This window comes from Streptomyces sp. NPDC056161, from assembly GCF_042268025.1.
GTDB lineage: Bacteria > Actinomycetota > Actinomycetes > Streptomycetales > Streptomycetaceae > Streptomyces.
In genome coordinates, this window is record NZ_JBHJUV010000019.1 from 148,076 (window position 1) to 171,656 (window position 23,581).

The following is a 23,581-nucleotide window of genomic DNA, read 5'->3' on the forward strand; positions in this document are numbered from 1 at the left end:
GGGTGCGGGCCGCCACGCCGACGGCCCGGTCCGCGGGGAGCGGGCCGGGCCGTCGGGGGGTCGACTCGGCTGTGGTGCCGGGTCAGGTGGTCAGGACTCCGGGGTCTCCGCCGCCGCGGTGGCCTTCCGGGTCCTGCGGACCCTGGGCTTCGCCTCGGCGACGCCGACGGTGTCGGCGGTGGTCGCGGAGGCGACCGGCTCCGCCTCGGCCGTGGCCTTGCGTGTACGGCGCCTCGGCTTGACCTCCGGCTCCTCGGTGGCCTGCGCCGGGATGCCGGCGCTCACCGGTTCGGCGGCGGCCTTTCGGGTCCGGCGGACCTTCGGCGCCGTCTCCTCACCGTCCACGGCAGCGGCGGCCGTCTTGCGCGTGCGCTTCGGCTTGGCCTCCGCGGCAGCGGCGGCAGCGGCGGCGTCCGCGGGGGCCGCGGCCGTCTTCCGGGTGCGCTTCGGCTTCGCCTCCGTGCCCTCGGCGGTGTCCACTGCCGCCTCCGCCGCGGCCGTGGCCGCCGTCTTGCGGGTGCGGCGCGGCTTGGCCTCGGCGGTCGCCTCCGACGCCTCCGACGCGTCCGTGACGGTCGCGGCGGCCTCGGCGGTCGCGGTCTTGCGGGTGCGCTTCGGCTTGGCCGCCACGCCCTCGGCGGTGTCCACGGCGGCCTCGGCCGTGGCCGTGGCCTTGCGGGTGCGCTTCGGCTTCGGCTCGGCTTCGACGGTCTCCGCCGGTGCCTCGGCGGGGGCAGCGGCGGCGGTCGCCTTCCGGGTGCGCTTCGGCTTCGCCTCCGCGGCCTCGGCGGTGTCCACCGCGGTCTCGGCGGCCACTGTCGTCTTGCGGGTACGGCGGCGCGGCTCGGCGGCGTCGGTGGCGGCCGCGGCCTCCACGGACTCGGCCGTACCGTTCCCGGTCCCGTCCGCGGCGGCGACCGGAGCGGCGGCGGTCTTGCGCGTACGCCGGGCCTTGGGCTTCGCCTCCGCGGCCTCGGCGGTGTCCACCGCCGTCTCGGCCGCGGTCGCCGCCGTCCTGCGCGTGCGGCGACGAGGCTTCGCCTCCGCCTCCGCGCCGGCCTCTGCGTCCGGCGTCACCACGGCTGCCGCGGGCACGGGCTCGACGGCCGCTTCGGGCCGGACGATCGCGGTGGGCGCGACGACCTCGACGACGGCCGCAGCGGCGGCGACCGTGTCGGTGCCGCTCGCCTCGGCCGGTGCCGCCGGCCGTTCCGCCGTCTTGCGTGTGCGGCGGCGGCGCGGCTGGCGCTCGGGAGTCTCGACCGCCGCCGGACCCTCCGCCGCCGTCAGCGCGGCCTCGGCGGCCGGTGCCGCCTCCACCGCTGCCTCCACCGCGGCGGCCTGCGGCTGCTCCACGGCGCTGACCGCCGTCGGCTCCGCGGGTGCCCCGCCGCGCATCCGGCGACGGCGGCGCGGCGTACGGGTCGCCGTCGCCTCCTGAGCCGGGCCGGCCTCGGCGCTGTCCGGTGTCACGGAGTCGCCCGGTGCCGTACCGGACCCGGCCGGTGCGGAGTCGAGCGGTGTGCCGCCGCGCGTACGGCGGCGACGGCGCGGGGCGCGGGCCGGCCGTTCGCGCTCGGCGGGCCGGGACTCGCTCCGGTCGCCGCTGCGCCCGCCGCGACCGCGCGCACCACGGCCGCCGGTCTCGCCCAGGTCCTCCAGCTCCTCCGCCTCCAGACCCGCGCGCGTGCGCTCGGAGCGCGGCAGGACACCCTTGGTGCCCTCGGGGATGCCGAGGTCGGCGAAGAGGTGCGGGGAGGTCGAGTACGTCTCCACCGGGTCGTTGAAGTCCAGCTCCAGCGCCTTGTTGATCAGCTGCCAGCGCGGGATGTCGTCCCAGTCGACGAACGTGATCGCCGTACCCTTGGCGCCCGCCCGGCCGGTCCGGCCGACGCGGTGCAGATAGGTCTTCTCGTCCTCGGGGGACTGGTAGTTGATGACGTGGGTCACGCCCTCGACGTCGATGCCGCGCGCGGCGACGTCGGTACAGACGAGGACGTCGACCTTGCCGTTGCGGAAGGCGCGCAGCGCCTGCTCGCGGGCGCCCTGGCCCAGGTCGCCGTGGACCGCGCCGGAGGCGAAACCGCGCCGCTGGAGCTGCTCGGCGATGTCCGCCGCCGTCCGCTTCGTACGGCAGAAGATCATCGCAAGGCCGCGGCCGTCGGCCTGGAGGATGCGCGCGATCATCTCCGGCTTGTCCATGGAGTGGCCGCGGTAGACGAACTGCTTGATGTTGGCGACCGTCGCGCCCTCGTCGTCCGGCGCAGTGGCGCGGATGTGCGTGGGCCGGGACATGTAGCGGCGCGCGAGGCCGATCACAGCGCCCGGCATGGTCGCCGAGAACAGCATGGTCTGCCGCTTGGCCGGGAGCATGTCGATGATCTTCTCGACGTCGGGCAGGAAGCCCAGGTCGAGCATCTCGTCGGCCTCGTCCAGGACCAGGCACTTGACGTGCTTCAGGTTCAGCTTCTTCTGCCCGGCGAGGTCGAGCAGGCGGCCCGGTGTGCCGACGACCACGTCGACGCCCAGCTTGAGGGCTTCCACCTGGGGTTCGTAGGCCCGGCCGCCGTAGATCGCGGTCACTCGCACGTTGCGTACCTTGCCCGCGGTCAGCAGGTCGTTGGTGACCTGCGTGCACAGCTCGCGGGTGGGCACGACGACGAGCGCCTGCGGTGCCTCGGTGAGTGCCTCGGGCGCCGCCCGGCCCGCCTCGACGTCGGCGGGTACGGTCACGCGCTCCAGGAGCGGGAGGCCGAAGCCCAGCGTCTTGCCGGTGCCGGTCTTGGCCTGGCCGATGACGTCCGTCCCGGAGAGGGCGACGGGAAGCGTCATCTCCTGGATCGGGAAGGGCGTGATGATGCCGACGGCTTCCAGGGCCTCGGCGGTCTCGGGGAGGATTCCGAGTTCTCGAAACGTCGTAGTCAGGGTGCTGCCTCTTCTGTGTACGCGGCGCGAGGCGAGCGCGGGGGTCGTGTCGGACCGTGCCAGGGACATCGGCCGCCTCCCGGGCGAACCGCGGGGGCAAGCCGTGTGACACGGGACCTCTGCCGACGCTCTAGCGCTCTCGCCGCTGAGGGTCTCTCCGATCGTCGTACGCAATGTGCCGTACGGCCGTGGAGAACTGTCGGGTCGGAGCCGATCGGGCCACCGACCGGGCATCCTCATGCGTGCGGCCTGACCGGAAACGGCGTCGCGCTACGACGGAGTACCCAGCAGGCGCACTATCACCATACCCCGGAATCGCGCATATGCGATGGCCGATTTGGTCACGTAGTCGTCATCACAGTGATTGAGCAGGTACTTCCGCGATCCGGCGAGCGGGCTATTGTGCGCTTCATGACGAGCTCTGACAAGGCTGACCACGCCCCCGAGGACGCCCCGGCCGAGGCCGCCACCGGGGTCGCGGCCCAGGACTGGGCCACGGCCTCCGCCGAACCGCAGTACCGCGCCGCGGTCGTGGACCTGCTCGGCGCGCTCGCGTACGGCGAGCTGGCGGCGTTCGAGCGCCTCGCGGAGGACGCCAAGCTGGCGCCGACGCTGGCCGACAAGGCGGAGCTGGCGAAGATGGCGTCGGCCGAGTTCCACCACTTCGAGCAGTTGCGGGACCGGCTCCGGGAGATCGGCGAGGAGCCGACCGGCGCGATGGAGCCGTTCGTCGCGGCGCTCGACGGCTTCCACCGCCAGACGGCGCCGTCGGACTGGCTGGAGGGCCTGGTCAAGGCGTACGTCGGCGACTCGATCGCCAGCGACTTCTACCGGGAGGTCGCGGTCCGGCTGGACGCCGAAACCCGGGGGCTCGTCCTGGCCGTCCTCGACGACACCGGGCACGCCAGCTTCGCCGTCGAGAAGGTGCGCGCGGCGATCGACGCGGAGCCGCGGGTCGGCGGCCGGCTCGCGCTGTGGGCGCGGCGGCTGATGGGCGAGGCGCTGTCGCAGTCCCAGCGGGTCGTGGCCGACCGGGACGCGCTGTCCACGATGCTCGTCGGCGGCGTGGCGGACGGGTTCGACCTCGCGGAGGTGGGCCGGATGTTCTCCCGGATCACCGAGGCGCACACCAAGCGCATGGCCGCCCTGGGGCTGGCCGCCTGACCGGTCCGCGCGTTCGCCGTCGGCGGTGACGCCGCCGCGTGCCGTGCGGTCGCGCCGGCGGCCGGGCGGTCAGGCCGGGGCGGAGTGGCGGCTCAGCCCTCCGGCCGGGCGGAGCAGCAGCGACAGTGAGGCCGCGGAGACGACCGCCGCGCCGAGCAGGCTGAGCAGGACCGGGCCGGGGCCCAGCGCCGTGTGCGTGACGAAGTCGCCGAACAGGGCCCCGGCGACACCCGTGCAGAAGACCAGGAGGCGGGCGGGCAGCCGGTGGGACAACCGGTGCACCGCGGCGGCGGCCAGGGCCAGACCGACCAGGGCGGAGCCGAGAGCTTCCAGGATCATGACGGGTCCTTCCACAGGGCCGGCCGGCGCTTCGAGGTCGTAGCCCGTCTTACCCGTGACCTGCGGAACGCAACCCTCCCCTGTGCGGGAGTTGTGCCTTCTGTGTGCGGCGCCTTCGCGGGCCGCACACATGCGAGGGGCCCGGCGGCAAGCTGCCACCGGGCCCCTCGTCCGGGCCTGCGGCGGGCGCGCCCGGGGCCGGGCGGCGTCCCGCGTACGGACTACAGCGCGCTGAAGCCCACCTTGCGGGTGGCAGGCTCGCCCAGCTCGACATAGGCCAGCCGGTCCGCGGGGACCAGAATCTTCCGGCCGCGCTCGTCCTCAAGGCTCAGCAGCTGCGACTTGCCGGACAGCGCCTCGGCCACCACGCGCTCGATCTCCTCCGCGCTCAGACCGCTCTCCAGAACGATCTCGCGGGGCGCGTGCTGCACGCCGATCTTGACCTCCACGGCTATGTCCCTCCGACGGTCAGTGAAGTGCGCGACCCAGCGCGCCGTACCCAGCACACATTAGCCCGGTGAGGGGACGCACACGCAGCACGCGAGAACGCCAGGAGCGAACAGCGGACGGGAACAAGCGCGGGACCGCACGGATCGTGCGGGGCCGGTGGATCGCGTGGAATCACGCGGATCATGCGGAACCGGGCGGATCGCGTGGGGCCGGGCGGATCAGAGGTGCTGGTCGGTGCCGTGCAGCGGGAAACCGGCGATGCCCCGCCAGGCCAGCGAGGCCAGCAACTGCACCGCCTGGTCGCGCGGCACGCTCCGGTCGCTGTGCAGCCACGAGCGCGCGACCACCTGGGCGAGCCCGCCGAGACCCGAGGCCAGCAGCATCGACTCCGCGCGCGAGAGGCCCGTGTCCTCGGCGATGACCTCGCAGATCGCCTCGGCGCAGTCGTTGGTGACCTTGTCGACGCGCTCGCGCACCGCGGGCTCGTTCGTCAGATCGGACTCGAAGACCAGCCGGAAGGCCCCGCCGTCGTCCTCGACGTACGCGAAATAGGCGTCCATGGTCGCCCGGACCCGCTGCTTGTTGTCGGTCGTCGAGCCGAGCGCACCGCGCACCGCCTGGATCAGCGACTCGCAGTGCTGGTCCAGCAGGGCGAGATAGAGGTCGAGCTTGCCCGGGAAGTGCTGGTAGAGCACCGGTTTGCTGACACCGGCCCGCTCGGCGATGTCGTCCATCGCCGCCGCGTGGTAGCCCTGCGCCACGAACACCTCCTGAGCGGCGCCCAGGAGCTGATTGCGTCGGGCACGGCGCGGCAGGCGCGTGCCCCGCGGGCGTGCCGCCTCTGTCTGCTCGATGGCTGTCACGCCGCCTCCCAAGTTCGTCCTCGTGCGGTGTGCGCCGCGCGGCCATCGTACTTTTCGGTAACCGTGGTGTGCGCGGTGCGAGCGCAGAATTTCACGGACGGGACGGCGGTGGAAGCCGATCAAGGCGCCGCAAAAGGGGCAGGTCACTCCCTGTGTCCAGCCCCGCGTCCATCCCTGGCGTCTCTGCGTCTGTCTCTGCGTCTGTCTCCGTGCCTGTCTTCGTGCCTGTGTGTCCCCGGGCCTGTGTCTGTCCCCGGGCCCGCGCGCGGGTCTCAGCGATAGTCATCCTCGTCCAAGGAGACGACACGCGCCTGTTCGATGAGGTCGGCCTCGTTCGCGCGGTCCCGGTCCGCGTCGGTCAGCGGAGTGTCGTGCTCCGGCGTGACGTCCGCGAACTGCTCCGCCGCGTCACCCTCGGGGGCCTCGACGTCGATCTCCGGAACGCCGCGGGCCGCCTCCAGATCCTCGACCACGTCGGGATCGGTGGGGTCGTAGACCATGGTGGGCTCCCTTCCAACGAACGTCCCCGGAAGAAGCGGGGGCCACATTCGGGTGCCCTCGGTACGAGCGTAGGAGACACCCGATATGGACGCTATGCCATGGATCGCCAGGAAGGACAGGGTTCGCTCCCGGCGACACGTCCGAGCCCTACCCGCGCCTGTGACGGCGAACACATGAGCCACAGCGTGATCGTCTCGTAACATTGCCGCATGCCTCCGACCGAGCTGCCGTCCGTGCCGGCCACCAGCGTGCTTCCGAGGGTGGCGCTCGCCAGGGTCGAGGACGGTGAGCGGCTCACGTCGTGCGAGCTGCCGGGGGTGACCCTCGCGATCCGGTCGCGGCCGCCCGCGCGCGAGGACGCACCGCCCGCGTTGTACGTGCACGGCCTCGGCGGCTCTTCGCAGAACTGGTCGGCACTGATGGCCGAACTGGACGGCGCCGTCGACAGCGAGGCGGTGGACCTGCCGGGCTTCGGCGACTCGCCGCCGCCGGACGACGGTGACTACTCCGTCACGGGGCACGCGCGCGCGGTGATCCGGTATCTCGACGCGGCGGGGCGCGGCCCGGTCCACCTCTTCGGGAACTCCCTGGGCGGCGCGGTCGTCACCCGGGTCGCCGCGGTCCGTCCGGATCTCGTGCGGACCCTCACACTGGTCTCTCCCGCCCTTCCGGAGCTGCGGGTGCAGCGCACCGCCGTGCCGACGGCCCTGCTGGGCGTGCCCGGGGTGACCCCGCTGTTCACCCGGATCACCCGCGAGTGGTCGGCCGAACAGCGGGTCCGCGGCGTCATGGGGCTCTGCTACGGCGATCCGGGGCGGGTCACCCCGGAGGCGTTCCGGTACGCCGTGGAGGAACTGGAGCGGCGGCAGCGGCTGCCGTACTTCTGGGACGCGATGGCGCGCTCCGCGCGCGGGCTGGTGAACGCGTACACGCTGGGCGGCCAGCACGGGCTGTGGCGCCAGGCCGAGCGCGTGCTCGCCCCGACGCTGCTGGTCTACGGCGGACGCGACCGGCTCGTCGGCTACCGCATGTCCCAGAAGGCGGCCCGCTCCTTCCACGGCTCCCGGTTGCTCTCGCTGCCGGAGGCCGGGCACGTGGCGATGATGGAATACCCTGAGGCGGTGGCCGAGGCGTTCCGGGAACTCCTGCGGGAACCGCGGGAGTTGGCCGGGGAGGACGGGTACGGCGACAGGGCCGGCGGGAGTCCGGCCCCGGCGCGGCGGCGATCCGTCGGCGCGATCCCCGTCGGCGCGGCCGAGTGGGCCGCCCGCGCCGTCAAGGACGACAGGGACAACAGGGACGACCGAGGGGCCGACACGAACGGCGAAGACGACACGGACGCGGGGAGCTGAGGGGCGAAGGTGGGACGTCACAGCCGCCGCGGATCCGCCTCCAGGGGCGACGCCGACATAACCGCAGGAGACACGGCACCGGGCCCGGAGGCATCGCCAGGAGCCCCGGGCGTGGCCCCGGACACGGACCGCGTACCGGCGCAGGCGCCCCGGCGCGGCCCCGCACAGGGACCGCTTCCCGGCGCCGCGCAGGGACCGCTCCCCGGCCAACGGCGGCCGTCGGCCGACGGCCCGTCCGGGCACGGATTTCCCCGGCCGAACGGCGGAAGTCCCGCGCGGGGGGTTCCGCGCCCGCCCGACGGCCCGCCCGCGCACGGCTTTCCCCGCCTGTCCGACGGCACGCCCGCGCACGGCGTCCCGCGGATGCCCGACGGAACGCCGACGCATGGTTCCCCGCGAGTGCCCGAGGGCACTCCGGCCCGGGGTGTCCCGCGGATGCCCGACGGCACTCCCGCCCACGGTGTCCCGCCCGTTCGTGGTGGGCATCCCGAGCAGCGTGAACCGGGCGGCGGCTGGGGCGAGTTCGCAGGACGGCACGGCGCGGTCCCCGGAGGCACCCCGGAGCAGGCCGCTGCGGGCCCCGGCGCCACCCTGCCGCGGCAGCGGTCCGGGAGGCCGGGCGGGCCCCGGCAGGAGTACCTCGACGCCTTCGACGCCGCCCCCGACGCCGCCCATGACGCCGCCCATGACACCGACGACACCGACGACGAGGTGTTCGGACCTCGTACCAAGCCCGGTGTGCGGCAGGCCGAACCGAACGGCGTCGCCGTCCTCGCGGCGGACGGGATCGGCGCGGGCCACACGGACGACGCGGACGACGAGCCCCCGACCGGTCCGCCCGCACCCGCCAAGGGCGCGATGGGCCGCGCGTTCACCGGGATCGCGGCCGCCGCCGTCACCACCGTGCTCGCGGTGATCGTGGCCGGACAGGTCGCCGACCACCAGGACGACGCCCAGGTCCAGCCGCAGTCCGCCACCGACCAGGCGCGTGACGCCCGCGAGCCGGCCTCGCGCGCCGACGGCCGGACGACCCCGTCCACGTCACCCCGCGTAGCCACGCCGACGTACGCGCAGAAGATGGGCACGAAGTACCCGCTCAGCGCCACGCTCAAGGCGTCGGGCAAGTTCGACGCGGTCCCCGGCTTCGCCAGGGCGCCGGGCACGGGCCGGAAGTACACCTACCGCGTGGACGTCGAGCAGGGGCTCGGCCTCGACGGCGAACTCTTCGCCCAGGCGGTGCAGAAGACGCTCAACGACCGCCGCAGCTGGGCGCACGGCGGCGGGCGCACCTTCGAGCGTGTCTCCTCCGGCGAGCCCGACTTCGTCATCACCCTGGCCAGCCCCGGCACCACCGCCGAATGGTGCGCCAAGTCCGGCCTGGACACCACCGAGGACAACGTTTCCTGCGACTCGGCCGCCACCCAGCGCGTGATGATCAACGCCTATCGATGGGCGCAGGGCAGCAGGACCTACGGGGACGAGATCTACGCCTACCGGCAGATGCTGATCAACCACGAAGTGGGCCACCGGCTCGGCTACAACCACGTCTCCTGCGAGAAGAGCGGGGAGCTGGCCCCGGTCATGCAGCAGCAGACCAAGTTCCTCGACCACGACGGGATCCACTGCCTGGCCAACCCCTGGCCCTACCCCGGGAGTTGACCGGCGCCCCTGTCGTCACATTGACATGTGCAAGAAGTTCGTTCATATTTCTGCGCATGTGGTCCTGTCACGCCGCCGTCACCCGCGCCGCCATCGAGCTGGCGCTGATCGGCGTGACCGCGCTCTGCGTAGCCGACATCCACTGTCGCTGACGCCCGCTCCTGGCGTTCGCGTCGCGACCTGATTCACCGCTCATGCGGCCCGTGCCGAGCGCACGGAGCCTTTCGACGACCCGGCGCCGGGGTGGACGTCTGTTCAGTTGCGTCTCACCCCTTGTCCACATGTCTCGCTATTCGGGCAGTCGTGGCAGTCCCGTCCTCGTGGCGCGGGCAGTCCCGTCCGTCGAGAGAACCTCGACAACAACCGAGAGGTCGTCATTCCGATGCGTCATCCGTCCCTCACCGCGCGCCGTGTGGCAGCGGCAGCCGTCAGCCTGGTCGTGGCAGCGGGCGCCGCCGCCTGCGGGCCGGAGGACAGCGATGCCAAAGGTCCGAACGCGGACTCCGCGCCCCACAAGGGCGGCACGCTCACGGTCCTGAACTCCACCCCCCAGCAGAACTTCGATCCCGCGCGGCTCTACACCTCCGGCGGCGGCAACGTCCCGTCCCTGGTCTTCCGTACGCTCACCACCCGCAACCGTGCGAACGGCGCCGAAGGTTCCCAGGTCGTCCCCGACCTCGCCACCGACACCGGGCGCCCGAACCAGGACGCGACCGTGTGGACGTACACCCTGAAGCAGGGCCTCACGTACGAGGACGGCACCCCGATCACCTCGGCCGACATCAAGTACGGCATCGAGCGGTCCTTCGCCCCCGAACTCTCCGGCGGCGCCCCGTACCTGCGGGACTGGCTGGTGGGAGCGGCCGACTACCAGGGGCCGTACAAGGACGGGAAGGGGCTGTCGTCGATCGGGACGCCGGACGACCGGACGATCGTCTTCCATCTGAACAAGCCCGAGGGCGAGTTCCCCTACCTGGCCACGCAGACGCAGTTCGCGCCCGTCCCCAAGAGCAAGGACACGGGCGCCAAGTACGAGGAGCACCCGGTCTCGTCCGGCCCCTACAAGGTCGTCAAGAACGAGAACGACGGCGAGCACCTGATCCTGGAGCGCAACGCCCACTGGTCGGCCGCCACCGACGCCGAGCGCAAGGCGTACCCGGACACCATCGACGTACAGTCCGGGCTCGACTCCTCGGTGATCAACCAGCGGCTGTCGGCGTCCCAGGGCACGGACGCGGCCGCGGTCACCACGGACACCAACCTCGGACCTGCCGAACTCGCCAAGGTCACCGGTGACAAGGACCTGGCCGCGCGGGTCGGTACCGGCCACTTCGGTTACACGAACTACCTCGCCTTCAATCCGACGGTCAAGCCGTTCGACGACCCCAAGGTGCGGCAGGCGATCTCGTACGCCATCGACCGCTCGTCGGTGATCAACGCGGCGGGCGGATCGGCCCTCGCCGAGCCCGCGACCACCTTCCTGCCGAACCAGAAGTCCTTCGGCTACACGCCCTACGACCTCTTCCCGGCAGGCGCGACCGGCGATGCGGCCAAGGCCAAGGAACTGCTGAAGGAGGCGGGTCACCCGAACGGGCTGACCATCACCCTGACCCATTCGAACAGCAAGGACTTCGAGACCAGCCCGGAGATCGCGACCGCCGTCCAGGACGCCCTCAAGAAGGCCGGCATCACCGTCAAGCTCCAGGGACTGGAGGACAACGACTACTCGGACAAGATCCACGGCGTCACGACGGAGCCGGGCCTCTTCCTCGCCCACTGGGGTGCCGACTGGCCCTCCGGCGGCCCCTTCCTCGCCCCGATCTTCGACGGCCGCCAGATCGTCAAGGACGGCACGAACTTCAACAGCGGCCTGCTCAACGACAAGTCCGTCAATGACGAGATTGACGCGATCAACAAGTTGACCGACCTTGACGCGGCCGCCCAGCGGTGGGGTGCACTGGACCAGAAGATCGCCGAACAGGCCCTGGTCGTACCGCTGTTCCACCCCGTCTACAAGCGGCTGTACGGCAAGGACGTCAAGAACATCGTGATCAGCGACTGGACCGGCGTCCTCGACATCTCCCAGGTCGCGGTCAAGTAGGACGAGCGGGTCGACACAGCCATGAACGAAACACAGTCATGAGCGAGGCCGCACCGGCCGCCGGGACCGCCGGGACGGACATCACCGTCCCGGCGGTCTCCGGGGCCCGCCCGTTCTGGCGGCGGCTGCGGACGCAGCGCGCCGCCCTCGTCGCGGCGGTCGTCGTCGCGCTGCTCGTCCTGGTCGCGCTCGGCGCGCCGCTGCTCACCGCCATCGAGGGCCAGGACCCCACCACCTACCATCCGTCCCTGGTCGACTCCGCGCGCGGCGGCGTGCCCGTCGGCGCGTTCGGCGGGATCAGCGGCGACCACTGGCTGGGCGTCGAACCGCAGACCGGACGCGACCTGTTCGCGCGGCTGGTCTACGGGGCGCGCGTCTCCCTGGGCGTCGCGCTGACCGCGACCCTGCTCCAGATCCTGCTCGGAGTCGCCGTGGGCGTCGCGTCCGCGCTCGGCAACCGATGGGTTGATCAACTGTTGAGCCGGGCCACCGACATCATCGTGGCCATGCCGTTGATGATCATGGCGCTGGCGCTGCTCGCGATCGTGCCGTCGACCTTCCCGCGGCCCGTCCTGGTCACCCTGGTCATCGGCCTGATCGCCTGGGGCAGCATCGCCAAGATCGTGCGCGCCCAGACGCTCACGCTCAAAGGGCTCGACCACGTGGCCGCCGCACGGCTCAGCGGCTGGGGCGCCTGGCACGTCGCCCGCCGCGAACTGCTGCCCGGACTCGCCGCACCTGTCATCACGTACGCCGCACTGCTCGTGCCCACCAACATCACCGTCGAGGCGGCCCTCTCCTTCCTCGGTGTCGGCGTGAAGCCGCCGACGCCGTCCTGGGGACAGATGCTCACCTCGGCCGACGTCTGGTACGAGGCCGCGCCCCAGTACCTGCTGCTCCCGGCCGGCGCCCTGTTCGTGACCGTCCTCGCGCTGACGGTCCTCGGCGACGGCGTGCGCACCGCCCTCGACCCGCGCGCCGCCTCCCGCCTGCGGGTCGGCACGGGCCGCGGACGCGGCTCCCGCAAGAAGGCGAGCGGGCTCGCCGGCGAAGCGAGTGGGTTCGCCGGGGACGCGAGTGGGTCCCGCGGGGACGCGAGCGGGTTCCGCGTGAAGGCGCAGACGGACGCGCAGGCGAAGACGGACGTGAAGGCGGAGAAGGACGCGCAGGCGAAGAAGGAGGAGACCGCATGAGCGGCTTCGGTGGTTTCGTCCTGCGCCGTACGGTCGGCACGGCCGTCACCCTGCTCGCCATCTCGGTGATCGTCTACGTCGTCTTCTACGCCACCCCGGGCAACGTCGCCCAGATCACCTGCGGCCCGCGCTGCTCGCCGGAACAGGTGCACCAGGTCGCCCAGCAACTGCGGCTCGACGACCCGCTGTACCTCCGCTACGGCCACTTCCTACAGGGCCTCTTCACCGGCCAGGACTACTCGACCGGGGTGTCCGTCGAGCACTGCTCGGCCCCCTGTCTGGGACTGTCGTACCAGACGGGCCAGCAGGTCCTGGCCATCATCCTGAACAAGCTGCCCGTCAGCCTGTCGCTGGTGCTCGGCGCGATGGTGCTGTGGCTCCTGCTCGGCGTCGGCACCGGCGTGCTGTCCGCCTGGCGGCGCGGCCGGATCTCCGAGCGCCTGCTGACCGCCGTCACGCTCGCGGGCACGGCGACCCCCGTCTTCGTCATCGGTCTCGTGCTGATGATCGTCGTCTGCGGCGAACTGCACCTGCTGCCCTTCCCGCAGTACGTGAACTTCACCGACGACCCCGAACAGTGGGCGTGGAACCTGCTGCTGCCGTGGCTGTCGCTGGCCCTGATCGAGGCGGCGGCGTTCGCCCGGCTGACCCGGGCGGCGATGCTGGAGACGCTGGCGGAGGACCACATCCGCACCTTCCGTGCCTACGGCGTCGGCGAACGGTCCGTCGTCGGACGGCACGCGCTGCGCGGCGCCCTCGCCCCCGTCATAGCGCTGAACGCCAACAACGTCGGCAGCGCGATCGGCGGTGCCGTGCTCACCGAGACCCTCTTCGGCCTGCCCGGCATCGGCCAGGAACTGGTGCACGCGGTCGACGTCGTCGACCTTCCGGTGATCGTCGGCATGGTCCTGGTCATCGGCTTCTTCGTAGTCATCGCCAACGCCGTGGCGGACGTGCTGTACGCGGTGGCCGACCGACGGGTGGTGCTCGCATGAGCCTGGTGGAAGTCACCGACCTCACGGTCGAGTTCGGGTCCGTACGGGCCGTCGCCGGGCTGTCCTTCCGGCTGGCGCACGGGGGCGCGCTCGCCCTGGTCGGCGAGTCCGGCTCCGGCAAGTCCACGGTCGCGGGCGCCCTGTTGGGCCTGCACCGCGACACCGGGGCCCGGGTCGGCGGCTCCGTCCTGGTCGCCGGGACCGATGTGCAGCGGGCCTCCGACGAGGAACTGCGGCGGCTGCGCGGCGGGACGGCCGCCATGGTCTTCCAGGACCCGCTCTCCTCGCTCGACCCGTACTACGCGATCGGCGACCAGATCGCCGAGGTGCACCGCCTGCACGCGCGCGTGTCGCGGCGGGCCGCACGCGCGCGTGCCGTCGAAGTGCTCGACCGGGTGGGGATTCCCGACGCCCGGCGCAGGGCACGCTCCCGCCCGCACGAGTTCAGCGGCGGCATGCGCCAACGCGCGCTCATCGCCATGGCGCTGGCCTGCGCACCGCAACTGCTGATCGCGGACGAGCCGACCACCGCGCTGGACGTGACCGTCCAGGCGCAGATCCTCGACCTGCTGCACACGCTGCGCGAGGAGACCGGGATGGGCCTGCTGCTCGTCACCCACGACGTGGGTGTCGCCGCCGAGAGCGTCGACGAGGTCCTGGTCATGCGGCACGGCGAGGCCGTCGAACACGGCCCGGTCGGCACGGTCCTCGGGGCGCCCGCACAGGAGTACACCCGCGAACTGCTCGCCGCGGTCCCGCGCGTGGACGCGGCGCGTGGCCAGTCCCCGGGCACGCCGGAGACACGGACACGGGCGACAGCCCTGGGCGCGGGTCCGGGTCCGGGCACGGGTACGGGTCCGGATAGAGGCACTGATCCGGACGTGTCGCCCACAGGCGTGGCTACGGCGACAGGCGTGGCTACGGCGACAGGCGTGGCTACGGCGACCGGTGGGGGGACGAAAGCGCCGGGGTCGGAGGCGCCGGGGTCGGAGGCGGACGCGGAGAGGGATCCGGGTGCGGACTCCTCGGGCGCCGGTACGCGGGGGGTCGTCCCAAGTGCCGCGGGTGAGGACGCCGTACCGCGGGCCTCCGGCATGGAGATCATTTCCCCGGCATCCGTCGCGCGGACCCGGTCCCGGGCCGTCGGTGTGGAGGGCGTGTCCCGGGCCGCCGGTGTGGAGACCGGATCCCGGGCCGTCGGCGAGGAGGACGCGGAGCAGGCGTCCGGCGAGGTGGTCCTGGAGGCGGTCGGACTCCGGCAGGTCTTCGGGCGGGGCAAGCGGGCCGTCAGCGCCGTGGACGGCGTCTCCCTCACGGTCCGCCGGGGCGAGACCCTCGGCATCGTGGGGGAGAGCGGCAGCGGCAAGACCACCCTGGGCCGCATGCTGGTCGGCCTGCTGGAGCCGACGGCGGGCGAGATCCACTACGCGGGCCGACCGCACACCGGGGTGAACCCGGCCGTGCAGATGGTCTTCCAGGACCCCGTCTCCTCCCTCAACCCCCGCCGCAGCGTGGGCGAGTCCATAGCCGACCCGCTGCGCGCGCGTGGCCGAGCGGCCAGGAGGGACGAGGCGCGCATCCGGGGGCGGGTGCGCGACCTGCTGGAGCGCGTGGGACTCGAAGCGGCGCACTACGAGCGCTACCCGCACGAGTTCAGCGGCGGCCAGCGCCAGCGCGTGGGCATCGCGCGAGCGCTCGCCGCCGACCCCCGCGTCATCGTCTGCGACGAGCCGGTCTCCGCGCTGGACGTCACCACTCAGGCCCAGGTGGTCGCCCTGCTCGGCGAGTTGCAGCGGGAACTCGGTATCGCGCTGGTCTTCGTCGCGCACGACCTCGCCGTCGTCCGCCGGGTCAGCCATCGGGTCGCGGTGATGCGCGGGGGCCGCGTGGTCGAGTCCGGGCTTGCTGAGGCGGTGTACGACTCCCCGCAGGACCCGTACACCAAGCAGCTCCTGGCCGCGGTACCCGCCCTCGACCCCGAGGCCGCGGCCCGCCGCCGTGCCGCCCGGCGGGAACCGGTCGCCCTATGACGGTTCGTATCCGCTCGATCCCTTAGCGCGACGGAACGCCACCCGCACGCGAAAGTTACGACCGTTCACCCCTTTTGGTGGCGCGACGGACAACCGTCCGTCGCGCCACCGCCTTGTCCGCATACGTTCGTCCCGCTGCGAGCCGCCGGGCAACGGTGGCTCCCCAAACGGGAGATCGGGGGTGCACACGTGCGCATCGGACTGCTTACGGAGGGTGGCTATCCGTATGTCGGCGGTGACGCGGGACTCTGGTGCGACCGGCTCGTGCGCGGGCTCGGGCAGCACGAGTTCGACGTCTACGCGCTCAGCCGTAGCAGGCAGCAGGAGGACGAGGGCTGGCTCCCGCTCCCACCGCAGGTCAGCCGGGTGCGCACGGCACCGGTGTGGACGGCCGAGCGTGACGGGTCCCGCCACGGACGGCGCGCGCGCCGGCGCTTCGCCGAGTGCTACGAGGATCTGGCGCGGGCCGTCTGCCTGGGCTCGGACGATCAGGCGGACCGTTTCGCCGGCGCCCTCTACGGGCTCGCGGAGCTGGCCCGCGACGAGGGCGGACTCGTCGGCGCACTCCGGTCCGAGACCGCCGTGCGCGCGCTGGAGCGAGCCTGCCGCGCGCCCGGTGCGTCGCACACGGCGCGCGAGGCAGGCGTCCCCGACCTCCTCACCGTCGCGGCCCACCTCGAACGCGCCCTGCGCCCCCTCTCCCTCGACTGGTACGAGGACGACGGCCTCGGCTCGGTCGACCTGTGCCACGCGACCTCCGGCGGCCCCGCCGCCCTGCCCGGACTGCTCGCCCACCACTTCTTCGGCGTGCCGCTCCTGGTGACCGAGTACGGCGTGCGACTGCGCTCGCACTACCTGACCGCGGGCTCCGGCACCGAGGCCCCCGCCGTACGGGCGCTGCTCGCCGCCTTCCAGCGCCGGCTCGCCGCCGAGACCTACGCACGGGCCACCCTCCTCACGCCCGGAAACACGCACGCCCGTCGCTGGCAGGAGCGCTGCGGCGCGGACCGGGCCAAGATCCGTACGGTCTACCCGGGCATGGACGCCGCCCGTTTCGCCGAGGCCGGTGAGTCCCAGGAACGCGCCGACGCGGACACCCTGGTGTGGGTCGGCCGGGTGGAGCCCGCCAAGGACCTGATCTCGCTGCTGCACGCCTTCGCGGACGTGCGCGCGGCGCGGCCCGCGGCCCGGCTGCGGATCGTGGGCCCGGCCGCGGATCCGGAGGACCGGGCCTACCTGGGCCATTGCCGGGCTCTCGCGGCGCAGCTCTTCCCGGACGAGGCGGACGGCGCGCACGCGGTCGGCGACAACCCCGTCTCCTTCGACGACATCGACGACATCGGCGGCTCGGAGACCCCGACCCTCGCCGACGTGTACGCCTCCGGCTCCGTGGTCGTCCTGTCCAGCGTCGTAGAAGGCTTCCCCGTCGGCCTGGTCGAGGCCATGTTCTGCGGGCGGGCGACGGTGTCCACGGACGTCGGCGCGGTGGTCGAGGTCATCGGCGGCACGGGCCTCGTCGTACCCCCGCGCAATCCGCGGGCGTTCGCGGAGGCGTGCGTGGCACTGCTGCGTGACCCGGAGCGCCGTGCACGCCTGGGCGCTGCGGCCCGTGCCCGCGCGCTCGAACTGTTCACCGTCGAGCAGAACATCGCGGCATTTCACGGCATTTACCTGGAGATCGTCTCACGTTGCCCGGTGCGGCGCGTGGTGCTTGACGACGCCGGCGACCCCCTGCCGTTCGCCGACCCGGCCGAGGCGCACATCCCCGGCCGCTGGACCGGCCAGGCGGGCCGGGTCCTCGTCCGTGGCGGACCTGGCTGGGCCGGCAGGGGGACCACAGCGGTACCGGCCGCCCCGGCACCCGCCGTCCCGCTGGCCACCACGGAGGGCACCCGATGACCGGCCTGGGCGAACTGGACCGCCCCGGAACTCCGGCCAGCCCCGGCGCCTGGAACGCCGACTCGCGGGGCTGGCTCCTCGGCGAACGGGACGATCCGGATGTCACGAGCGGCCCGGACGCTCTGCACGAACCGGACGCCATGAGCAGCCGGGATGCCCTGAGCGAACCGGACGCGACGAGCGAACCGCCGGCGCGGGCCGAGCCGGAAGCGGGGGCCGAACCGGACGCGCATACCGAACCGGACGAGCAGGCTGAACCGGACGAGCAGGTCGAACTGGACGCGCCGGACGCCGAGGAAGGGCGCGCGCCCGATGAACCGGACGTCGCGTCCCGGTTGGGCGCGCCGGGCGGGATCGGTGGGACGGATGTGGCATCCGGCCCGGCCTCAGGCTCGGTGTCAGGGCTGGAATCCGGCACGGCACCCGGTTGGAATTCCGGACCGCTGCCCGGAGCCGTGTCCAATGAGGCACCCAATGAGGTGTCCAAAGACGCGCCCGAAGAGGTGTCCGAGGCGTCCGAGATGTTCGAAGGGGCGGCCGGTGTCTTGACCGGTGAACGGTCGCTCGGCGGAGGCGGAGGCGGAGGCGGACGCGGCGGCGACATCGACGCGGGCCGGGCGGGTACGGCCGTGAAACGCCGGTCGGCCGCCCGACGGGGGCCCGCGGACCCCGTGAAGACACTGCTGCACCGCCACCGCGACCTGTGCGAACGCGCCGTCGACCCGCTGGAGATCGCCGCGGGCCTGGAGGCACACGGCGTCACCGACCGCACCGCGGCCCGCTTCCGCCACCGCGACGTCTTCTCGCTCGCCGAGGAGATGTACGTACGCGTCCCCCGCGACAGCGATGCGCCCCCGCCACCCGCCCGGCCCGTCCCGGGCGGCCTGGCCGCCCCGGCCGACCGGGTACGTGCCGACTGGGCCCTGCGCACCCTCCTGCCAGGCGTCCTGTGCGGGCTCGCGCTGGCGGGTCTCCACCTCGCCCACGGCCGCGCGCGCCTCCCGGTGGCCGCCGTCGGCGTCCTCGCCGTGGCGTTCGGTGTCCGGGTGGCACTCCGCCGCGGCCCGCTGAGCACGCCGCCCAGCCCGCACGCCGGGCGCCCCGCCGGCCGCACCCGCATGTCGACCTGGTGGCTGTTCGGTTACTCCCTCCTCGGCGACGGACTGCTCGGCGCCGTCCTCTCCGGCGGCCCCGACGCTCTGCCGAACGGCACCGCGGACGGCCCCTGGCCCCTGACCGCCGCGCCCGTCCTGGCCCTCACCCTGGCCTGCTCCCCGGCGGCCTGGAGCGCCCACCTCTTCGCCACGCACGCGCGCCGCAGACTCGCCGACAGCCGCGGTCTGGAGGAGTTCGCCGCTGCCGTACGGCCGCTGCTGTTCGGCGCGTTCGCCCTGTTCCTGTGCGTGCTCACCGCGCTGGCCGCCCTGTCCGGCGCGGTCCTGCACGAGCCCGCGGCCCACCCCGGGACACTCGCCCTCGGCGCCCTCCTCCTGCTGTCCCGACTCCTCACCGTCCACCACCTCCCGCATCCCGCGGCCCTTGCGCTCGCCGCCGCGGCAGCGACCGAGACACTGGCGCCGGCCCTGGTCCTCATCGGCCGCCTACCGGGCTGCGCCTTCCTGGCCACCCCCGTCGAAGCCCTGGTGGACGCCTGGGGTACGGGCAGTGTCCCGGCCCTCGCCTGCGCGGCAGCCGCCGTGGCGCTGCTGATTCACGCGAGCCGCGCCCTGACCCGGGCCTCGGCCCACGCCCCGACCGGGGAGCAGACGTGAACCCACTCGCAGGCACCCGGCCCCACCGCCGGAGGCGACCGCATCACCTCTTCGGACCACAACACCCCCGTGAAGGAGAAGACCAGATGACCACCTCCCGACCCGGAGCATCCGGAGCCACCGGAGCAGCCGGAGCACACACCCCGGGAGCCGAACGATGAGGGTCCTGCTGATCGGAGCCAACGGCTACCTCGGCCGCTTCGTCGCCGACCGCCTGCTGGCCGACCCGGCCGTCCAGCTCACCGCGCTCGGCCGGGGCGACGACGCCGACGTCCGCTTCGACCTCGCGACCGGCAGCCCGGGGGCCCTCACCCGCTTCCTGGACGCGGTCCACCCCGGTGTCGTCGTCAACTGCGCGGGCGCCACCCGCGGCGGTGCCCGCGAACTGACCCGGCACAACACCGTGGCCGTCGCCACGATCTGTGAGGCACTGCGCCGCAGCGGCTGCGGCGCCCGCCTGGTGCAGATCGGCTGCAGTTCGGAGTACGGCCCCAGCCAGCCCGGCTCCTCCACGGCCGAGGACGCCGTGCCCCGCCCCGGAGGCCCGTACGGGGTGAGCAAGCTCGCCGCCACCGAACTGGTCCTCGGGTCGGGTCTGGACGCCGTCGTGCTCCGGGTGTTCTCGCCCGCCGGACCCGGCACCCCGGCGGGTTCGCCGCTCGGCCGGCTCGCCGAGGCCATGCGCCGCGCCATGCAGGCAGGCGACGGCGAACTGAAGCTCGGCGGGCTGGGCAACCAGCGCGACTTCGTCGACGTGCGCGACGTGGCCCGCGCCGTGCACGCGGCGTCGCTCTCCGCCGCACAGGGCGTCATCAACATCGGCTCCGGCCGTGCCGTCCGGCTCCGGGACGCCGCCGCCGTCCTCGCCCGCGTCGCCGGATACGGCGGTGCCCTGCACGAACTCGACGGACCTCCCGGCCCCCCGCGCGCGGCCATCGGACACCCCCGCACCGATCCCGACCACGCGGCGCCCATGGCGTACCCGTATCCGGACGGCTGCGGCAGTTGGCAGCAGGCCGATGTGCGCACGGCCCGCGACCGGCTGGGCTGGCGGCCCCGCATCAACCTCGAAGAATCCCTCGCCGACATCTGGATGGAGGCCGCATGCCGTATCTGACCCACACCCCTCCGGCCCCCGGGAGGACGCCTCGGGACGGTGGGGTGCTCCCGGATGGTGCGCGCACCGGTGTGCACGTGCCCGGCCACTGGGACGACATCGTCTCGCACACCGGAACGGGTGTCTCGGAATGAAAAAAGCCGTGGCAGTGTTGTTGGCGGAACAACTGTAGTGATTGACCGATCAACGGAGTCCCCGTGTCGCTGCCACCCCTGGTTGAGCCAGCCTCTGAGCTCACCGTAGACGAGGTCCGCAGGTACTCCCGCCACCTGATCATCCCCGACGTCGGGATGGACGGGCAGAAGCGGCTGAAGAACGCGAAGGTGCTCTGTGTGGGCGCCGGCGGCCTGGGCTCGCCGGCTCTGATGTACCTGGCCGCGGCGGGTGTCGGCACGCTCGGCATCGTGGAGTTCGACGAGGTCGACGAGTCGAACCTGCAGCGTCAGATCATCCACAGCCAGGCCGACATCGGCCGCTCCAAGGCCGAGTCCGCGCGCGACAGCGTCAAGGGCATCAACCCGTACGTGAACGTGATCCTTCACGAGGAGCGGCTTGAGGCCGACAACGTGATGGACATCTTCAGCCAGTACGACCTGATCGTCGACGGCACGGACAACTTCGCGACCCGCTACCTGGTCAACGACGCGTGCGTGCTGCTCAACAAGCCGTACGTGTGGGGTTCGATCTACCGCTTCGACGGCCAGGCTTCGGTGTTCTGGTCCGAGCACGGTCCCTGCTACCGCTGCCTCTACCCGGAGCCCCCGCCGCCCGGCATGGTTCCGTCCTGCGCCGAGGGCGGCGTCCTCGGCGTGCTGTGCGCGTCGATCGGCTCCATCCAGGTCACCGAGGCGATCAAGGTTCTCACCGGCACGGGCGAGCCGCTGGTCGGCCGTCTGATGATCTACGACGCGCTGGAGATGCAGTACCGCCAGGTGAAGGTCCGCAAGGACCCGAACTGCGCGGTCTGCGGCGAGAACCCCACCGTCACCGAACTCATCGACTACGAGGCGTTCTGCGGCGTCGTCTCCGAGGAGGCCCAGGCGGCCGCCGCCGACTCGACGATCACTCCCAAGCAGCTCAAGGAGTGGATCGACGACGGTGAGAACATCGAGATCATCGACGTCCGTGAGCCGAACGAGTACGAGATCGTCTCCATCCCGGGCGCCAAGCTGATCCCGAAGAACGAGTTCCTGATGGGCACCGCCCTGGAGAGCCTTCCGCAGGACAAGAAGATCGTCCTGCACTGCAAGACGGGTGTGCGCAGCGCCGAGGTACTCGCGGTGCTGAAGTCCGCCGGTTTCGCCGACGCCGTGCATGTCGGCGGCGGTGTGATCGGCTGGGTCAACCAGATCGAGCCGGACAAGCCGGTCTACTAGGCCAACGCCTACCCCGGTCCCGCAGGGGCTCGGCACCGCGCGTGCCGGGCCCCTTGCCACTACCCGCGGCCCGCCGTGAGCCGACACTCCCGGCGACGCTACGAGCAGACCTTGCCGTCCTTGGGCACCTTCCCGTCCAGCAGGTAGGCGTCGACCGTCGTATCGACGCAGTCGCTCCCGCTGCCGTACGCCACGTGTCCCTCGCCCTTCCAGGTCAGCTCCACGCCGACACCCTTGCCCAGTTCGTCCGCCATCCTGCGGGCGCCCTCGTACGGCGTCGCGGGGTCCCCGGTGTTGCCGACCAGCAGGATCGGGGCCGCACCCGGCGCACTGACCTGCGGGGTGTCGAACTGTCCGGCCACCGGCCAGTCGTAGCACCAGCCGGCCGTGTCCCAACCCAGGAACTCCCCGAAGACCGGCGAGATCCTGTCGAACTCCGGCAGCCGCTTCTTCGCCTCCTCCGGCGTGGGCCGCCGCTTGTCGTCCAAGCACGATATGACCCGTTGTGACTGGGACGACGTGCCGTACCGCCCCGAGGAGTCACGCTCGTCGTACTCGTCGGCCAGGGACAGCAGCGCCGAGCCGTCGCCGCGCGCCGCCGCTTGCAGGGCGTCGGTCAACTCGGGCCAGCGGGACTCGCTGTACAGCGGCAGGACGATGCCGGTGAGCGCGAGCGACTGATTGAGTCCACGCCCGGACGAGGTCGGCAGGGGCTTGGCGTCGAGCCTGTCCAACAGGCTCACGATCTTCTGCGAGCCCTTTCGGGGGTCCTCCTCGATGGACTTCAGATAGTCGTCCAGGGCCCGTTGGAATCCGCGCGCCTGGTTCTCGGACTGCCCCACCGAGTCCGCGGTGGGGTCGACGACTCCGTCCAGGATCATCCGGCCCACGTTCTTGGGGAACAGATGGGCGTAGACACCGCCGAGTTCGGTGCCGTAGGACATGCCGAAGTAGTGCAGCCGGGTGTCGCCGAGGACCAGGCGCATCAGGTCCATGTCGCGCGCGGAGTCGGTCGTCGAGACATGGGCCAGCAGTGTCCCGGCGGCCCGTGCGCAGCTCCTGCCGAAGTCGGCGGCGTCCTTGAAGTACGCCTTCTCCTCGGCCGGGGTGTCCGGGGTGTTGTCCACCGTCTCGGCGGCCTGGACGTCACGGTCACTGCGGCAGCGGACACCCTCGCTGGCTCCGACCCCCCGCGGGTCCCAGCTCACCAGGTCGTACCGCGCGCGCAGCTTGGGGGTGGTGGCGGCGAAGTACGGCATCGACGAGACGCCCGAGGCACCCGGACCGCCGAAGTTGAACAGCAGCGACCCGATGCGGTCGTCGCCGGTGGCCCGCGCCCGGATGAGGGCGATGCCGATTGTCTTCCCGTCCGGTTCTGACCAGTCCAGGGGTGTCTTGAGCGTGGCGCACTGCCAGTCGGCGCTCGGCGCCGCGGAGTCCGCGGTGGCTTTGCAGTGACCCCAGTCCAGCTTCTGCGCGGTGAGCGAAGAAGGCAGGACCGAAGCGGACGCATCGCTCTGGGCCGGCGTCGACGGTCCCGACCGGTCCTTCCCGTCGCTTCCGTCGCCCCCGCCGTCGGACGGTCCGCCACTGCATCCGGCCATCAGCACCGCAGCCGCCACCGCGGCCGTCCACCGTACGAAACGCACCCTGTGCACCCCCTCGCAAGCCCTCCGCACGTCGGTCGCGGAGGGCAGTCAGGCCATAGTATGCGGATCGAGAAAAGCCCGTTTCGGCCTGTGGATAACTGTCTGACGCGTAAATATGGCCTGGTCAGGGTGGGTGTGGGCAGGGCTGGGTGCCCGGTGGTCGCGGAGGGCCGCCGGGTGTCTGGGTTTGTCGGTC

The 23,581-nt window shown here is 72.5% G+C and carries 18 protein-coding genes; 12 read left to right on the plus strand and 6 right to left on the minus strand.

The genetic code is table 11. The features are described from left to right. Positions 1-90: 90 nt before the first annotated feature. Positions 91-2,832 (minus strand): DEAD/DEAH box helicase, encoded by a 2,742-nt coding sequence (locus ACFC09_RS19735; RefSeq protein WP_376529867.1) that lies wholly within the window; start codon positions 2,830-2,832, stop codon positions 91-93. Positions 2,833-3,327: 495 nt separating this feature from the next. On the opposite strand from ACFC09_RS19735, the gene ACFC09_RS19740 reads away from it, so the two are divergent. Further along, positions 3,328-4,089 carry a ferritin-like fold-containing protein gene (locus ACFC09_RS19740; RefSeq protein WP_376529825.1) on the plus strand — a complete coding sequence of 254 codons (762 nt, stop codon included), beginning with the start codon at positions 3,328-3,330 and terminating at the stop codon, positions 4,087-4,089. A gap of 69 nt (positions 4,090-4,158) precedes the next feature. Here ACFC09_RS19740 and ACFC09_RS19745 read toward each other — a convergent pair whose 3' ends face one another. From ACFC09_RS19745 to ACFC09_RS19760, 4 genes are all read right to left on the minus strand, one after another. Continuing rightward, complete coding sequence (locus ACFC09_RS19745) at positions 4,159-4,428, minus strand: hypothetical protein (RefSeq protein WP_376529827.1); 270 nt, start codon at positions 4,426-4,428, stop codon at positions 4,159-4,161. Positions 4,429-4,649: 221 nt separating this feature from the next. Then, entirely contained in the window at positions 4,650-4,877 is a 228-nt protein-coding gene (locus tag ACFC09_RS19750) for a DUF3107 domain-containing protein (protein WP_376529829.1), read from the minus strand. A gap of 219 nt (positions 4,878-5,096) precedes the next feature. Then, the gene (locus ACFC09_RS19755; protein WP_376529831.1) at positions 5,097-5,741 is read right to left on the minus strand and encodes a TetR/AcrR family transcriptional regulator; all 645 of its coding nucleotides are present in this window, start codon (positions 5,739-5,741) and stop codon (positions 5,097-5,099) included. Between the two features lie 272 nt (positions 5,742-6,013). Continuing rightward, positions 6,014-6,241 (minus strand): hypothetical protein, encoded by a 228-nt coding sequence (locus ACFC09_RS19760; RefSeq protein ID WP_376529833.1) that lies wholly within the window; start codon positions 6,239-6,241, stop codon positions 6,014-6,016. Between the two features lie 210 nt (positions 6,242-6,451). Here ACFC09_RS19760 and ACFC09_RS19765 point away from each other — a divergent pair, with 210 nt between their 5' ends. The 11 genes from ACFC09_RS19765 (at position 6,452) to moeZ (ending at position 21,736) form a co-directional block, all read left to right on the plus strand. Then, entirely contained in the window at positions 6,452-7,594 is a 1,143-nt protein-coding gene (locus ACFC09_RS19765) for an alpha/beta fold hydrolase (protein WP_376529835.1), read from the plus strand. Positions 7,595-7,603: 9 nt separating this feature from the next. After that, positions 7,604-9,253, plus strand: coding sequence for a DUF3152 domain-containing protein (locus tag ACFC09_RS19770; RefSeq protein WP_376529837.1), 1,650 nt, complete (start codon positions 7,604-7,606; stop codon positions 9,251-9,253). 56 nt (positions 9,254-9,309) lie between these two features. Further along, positions 9,310-9,405, plus strand: coding sequence for an Ms4533A family Cys-rich leader peptide (locus tag ACFC09_RS19775; protein ID WP_376529839.1), 96 nt, complete (start codon positions 9,310-9,312; stop codon positions 9,403-9,405). A gap of 230 nt (positions 9,406-9,635) precedes the next feature. Then, positions 9,636-11,354, plus strand: coding sequence for an ABC transporter substrate-binding protein (locus tag ACFC09_RS19780; RefSeq protein WP_376529841.1), 1,719 nt, complete (start codon positions 9,636-9,638; stop codon positions 11,352-11,354). A 38-nt stretch (positions 11,355-11,392) separates the two neighbouring features. Continuing rightward, the gene (locus tag ACFC09_RS19785; RefSeq protein WP_376529843.1) at positions 11,393-12,547 is read left to right on the plus strand and encodes an ABC transporter permease; all 1,155 of its coding nucleotides are present in this window, start codon (positions 11,393-11,395) and stop codon (positions 12,545-12,547) included. Then, positions 12,544-13,542, plus strand: coding sequence for an ABC transporter permease (locus ACFC09_RS19790; RefSeq protein ID WP_376529846.1), 999 nt, complete (start codon positions 12,544-12,546; stop codon positions 13,540-13,542). The genes ACFC09_RS19785 and ACFC09_RS19790 overlap by 4 nt, the downstream gene beginning before the upstream one ends. Beyond that, positions 13,539-15,572, plus strand: coding sequence for a dipeptide ABC transporter ATP-binding protein (locus ACFC09_RS19795; protein ID WP_376529848.1), 2,034 nt, complete (start codon positions 13,539-13,541; stop codon positions 15,570-15,572). The genes ACFC09_RS19790 and ACFC09_RS19795 overlap by 4 nt, the downstream gene beginning before the upstream one ends. A 189-nt stretch (positions 15,573-15,761) precedes the next feature. Beyond that, a complete protein-coding gene (gene pelF / locus ACFC09_RS19800) occupies positions 15,762-17,471 on the plus strand; it encodes a GT4 family glycosyltransferase PelF (RefSeq protein WP_376529850.1) in 1,710 nt (569 codons plus the stop codon). Between the two features lie 521 nt (positions 17,472-17,992). Beyond that, positions 17,993-19,243: a hypothetical protein gene (locus ACFC09_RS19805; RefSeq protein ID WP_376529869.1), complete on the plus strand. Its 1,251-nt coding sequence runs from the start codon at positions 17,993-17,995 to the stop codon at positions 19,241-19,243. A gap of 157 nt (positions 19,244-19,400) precedes the next feature. Further along, complete coding sequence (locus ACFC09_RS19810) at positions 19,401-20,360, plus strand: NAD-dependent epimerase/dehydratase family protein (RefSeq protein ID WP_376529852.1); 960 nt, start codon at positions 19,401-19,403, stop codon at positions 20,358-20,360. Between the two features lie 197 nt (positions 20,361-20,557). Further along, positions 20,558-21,736, plus strand: a complete 1,179-nt coding sequence (gene moeZ / locus ACFC09_RS19815) for an adenylyltransferase/sulfurtransferase MoeZ (protein ID WP_376529854.1) — start codon at positions 20,558-20,560, stop codon at positions 21,734-21,736. A 98-nt stretch (positions 21,737-21,834) separates the two neighbouring features. Here the strand turns inward: moeZ and ACFC09_RS19820 are convergent, their stop codons facing one another. Then, positions 21,835-23,340 (minus strand): alpha/beta hydrolase, encoded by a 1,506-nt coding sequence (locus ACFC09_RS19820; protein ID WP_376529871.1) that lies wholly within the window; start codon positions 23,338-23,340, stop codon positions 21,835-21,837. Positions 23,341-23,581 lie beyond the last annotated feature (241 nt).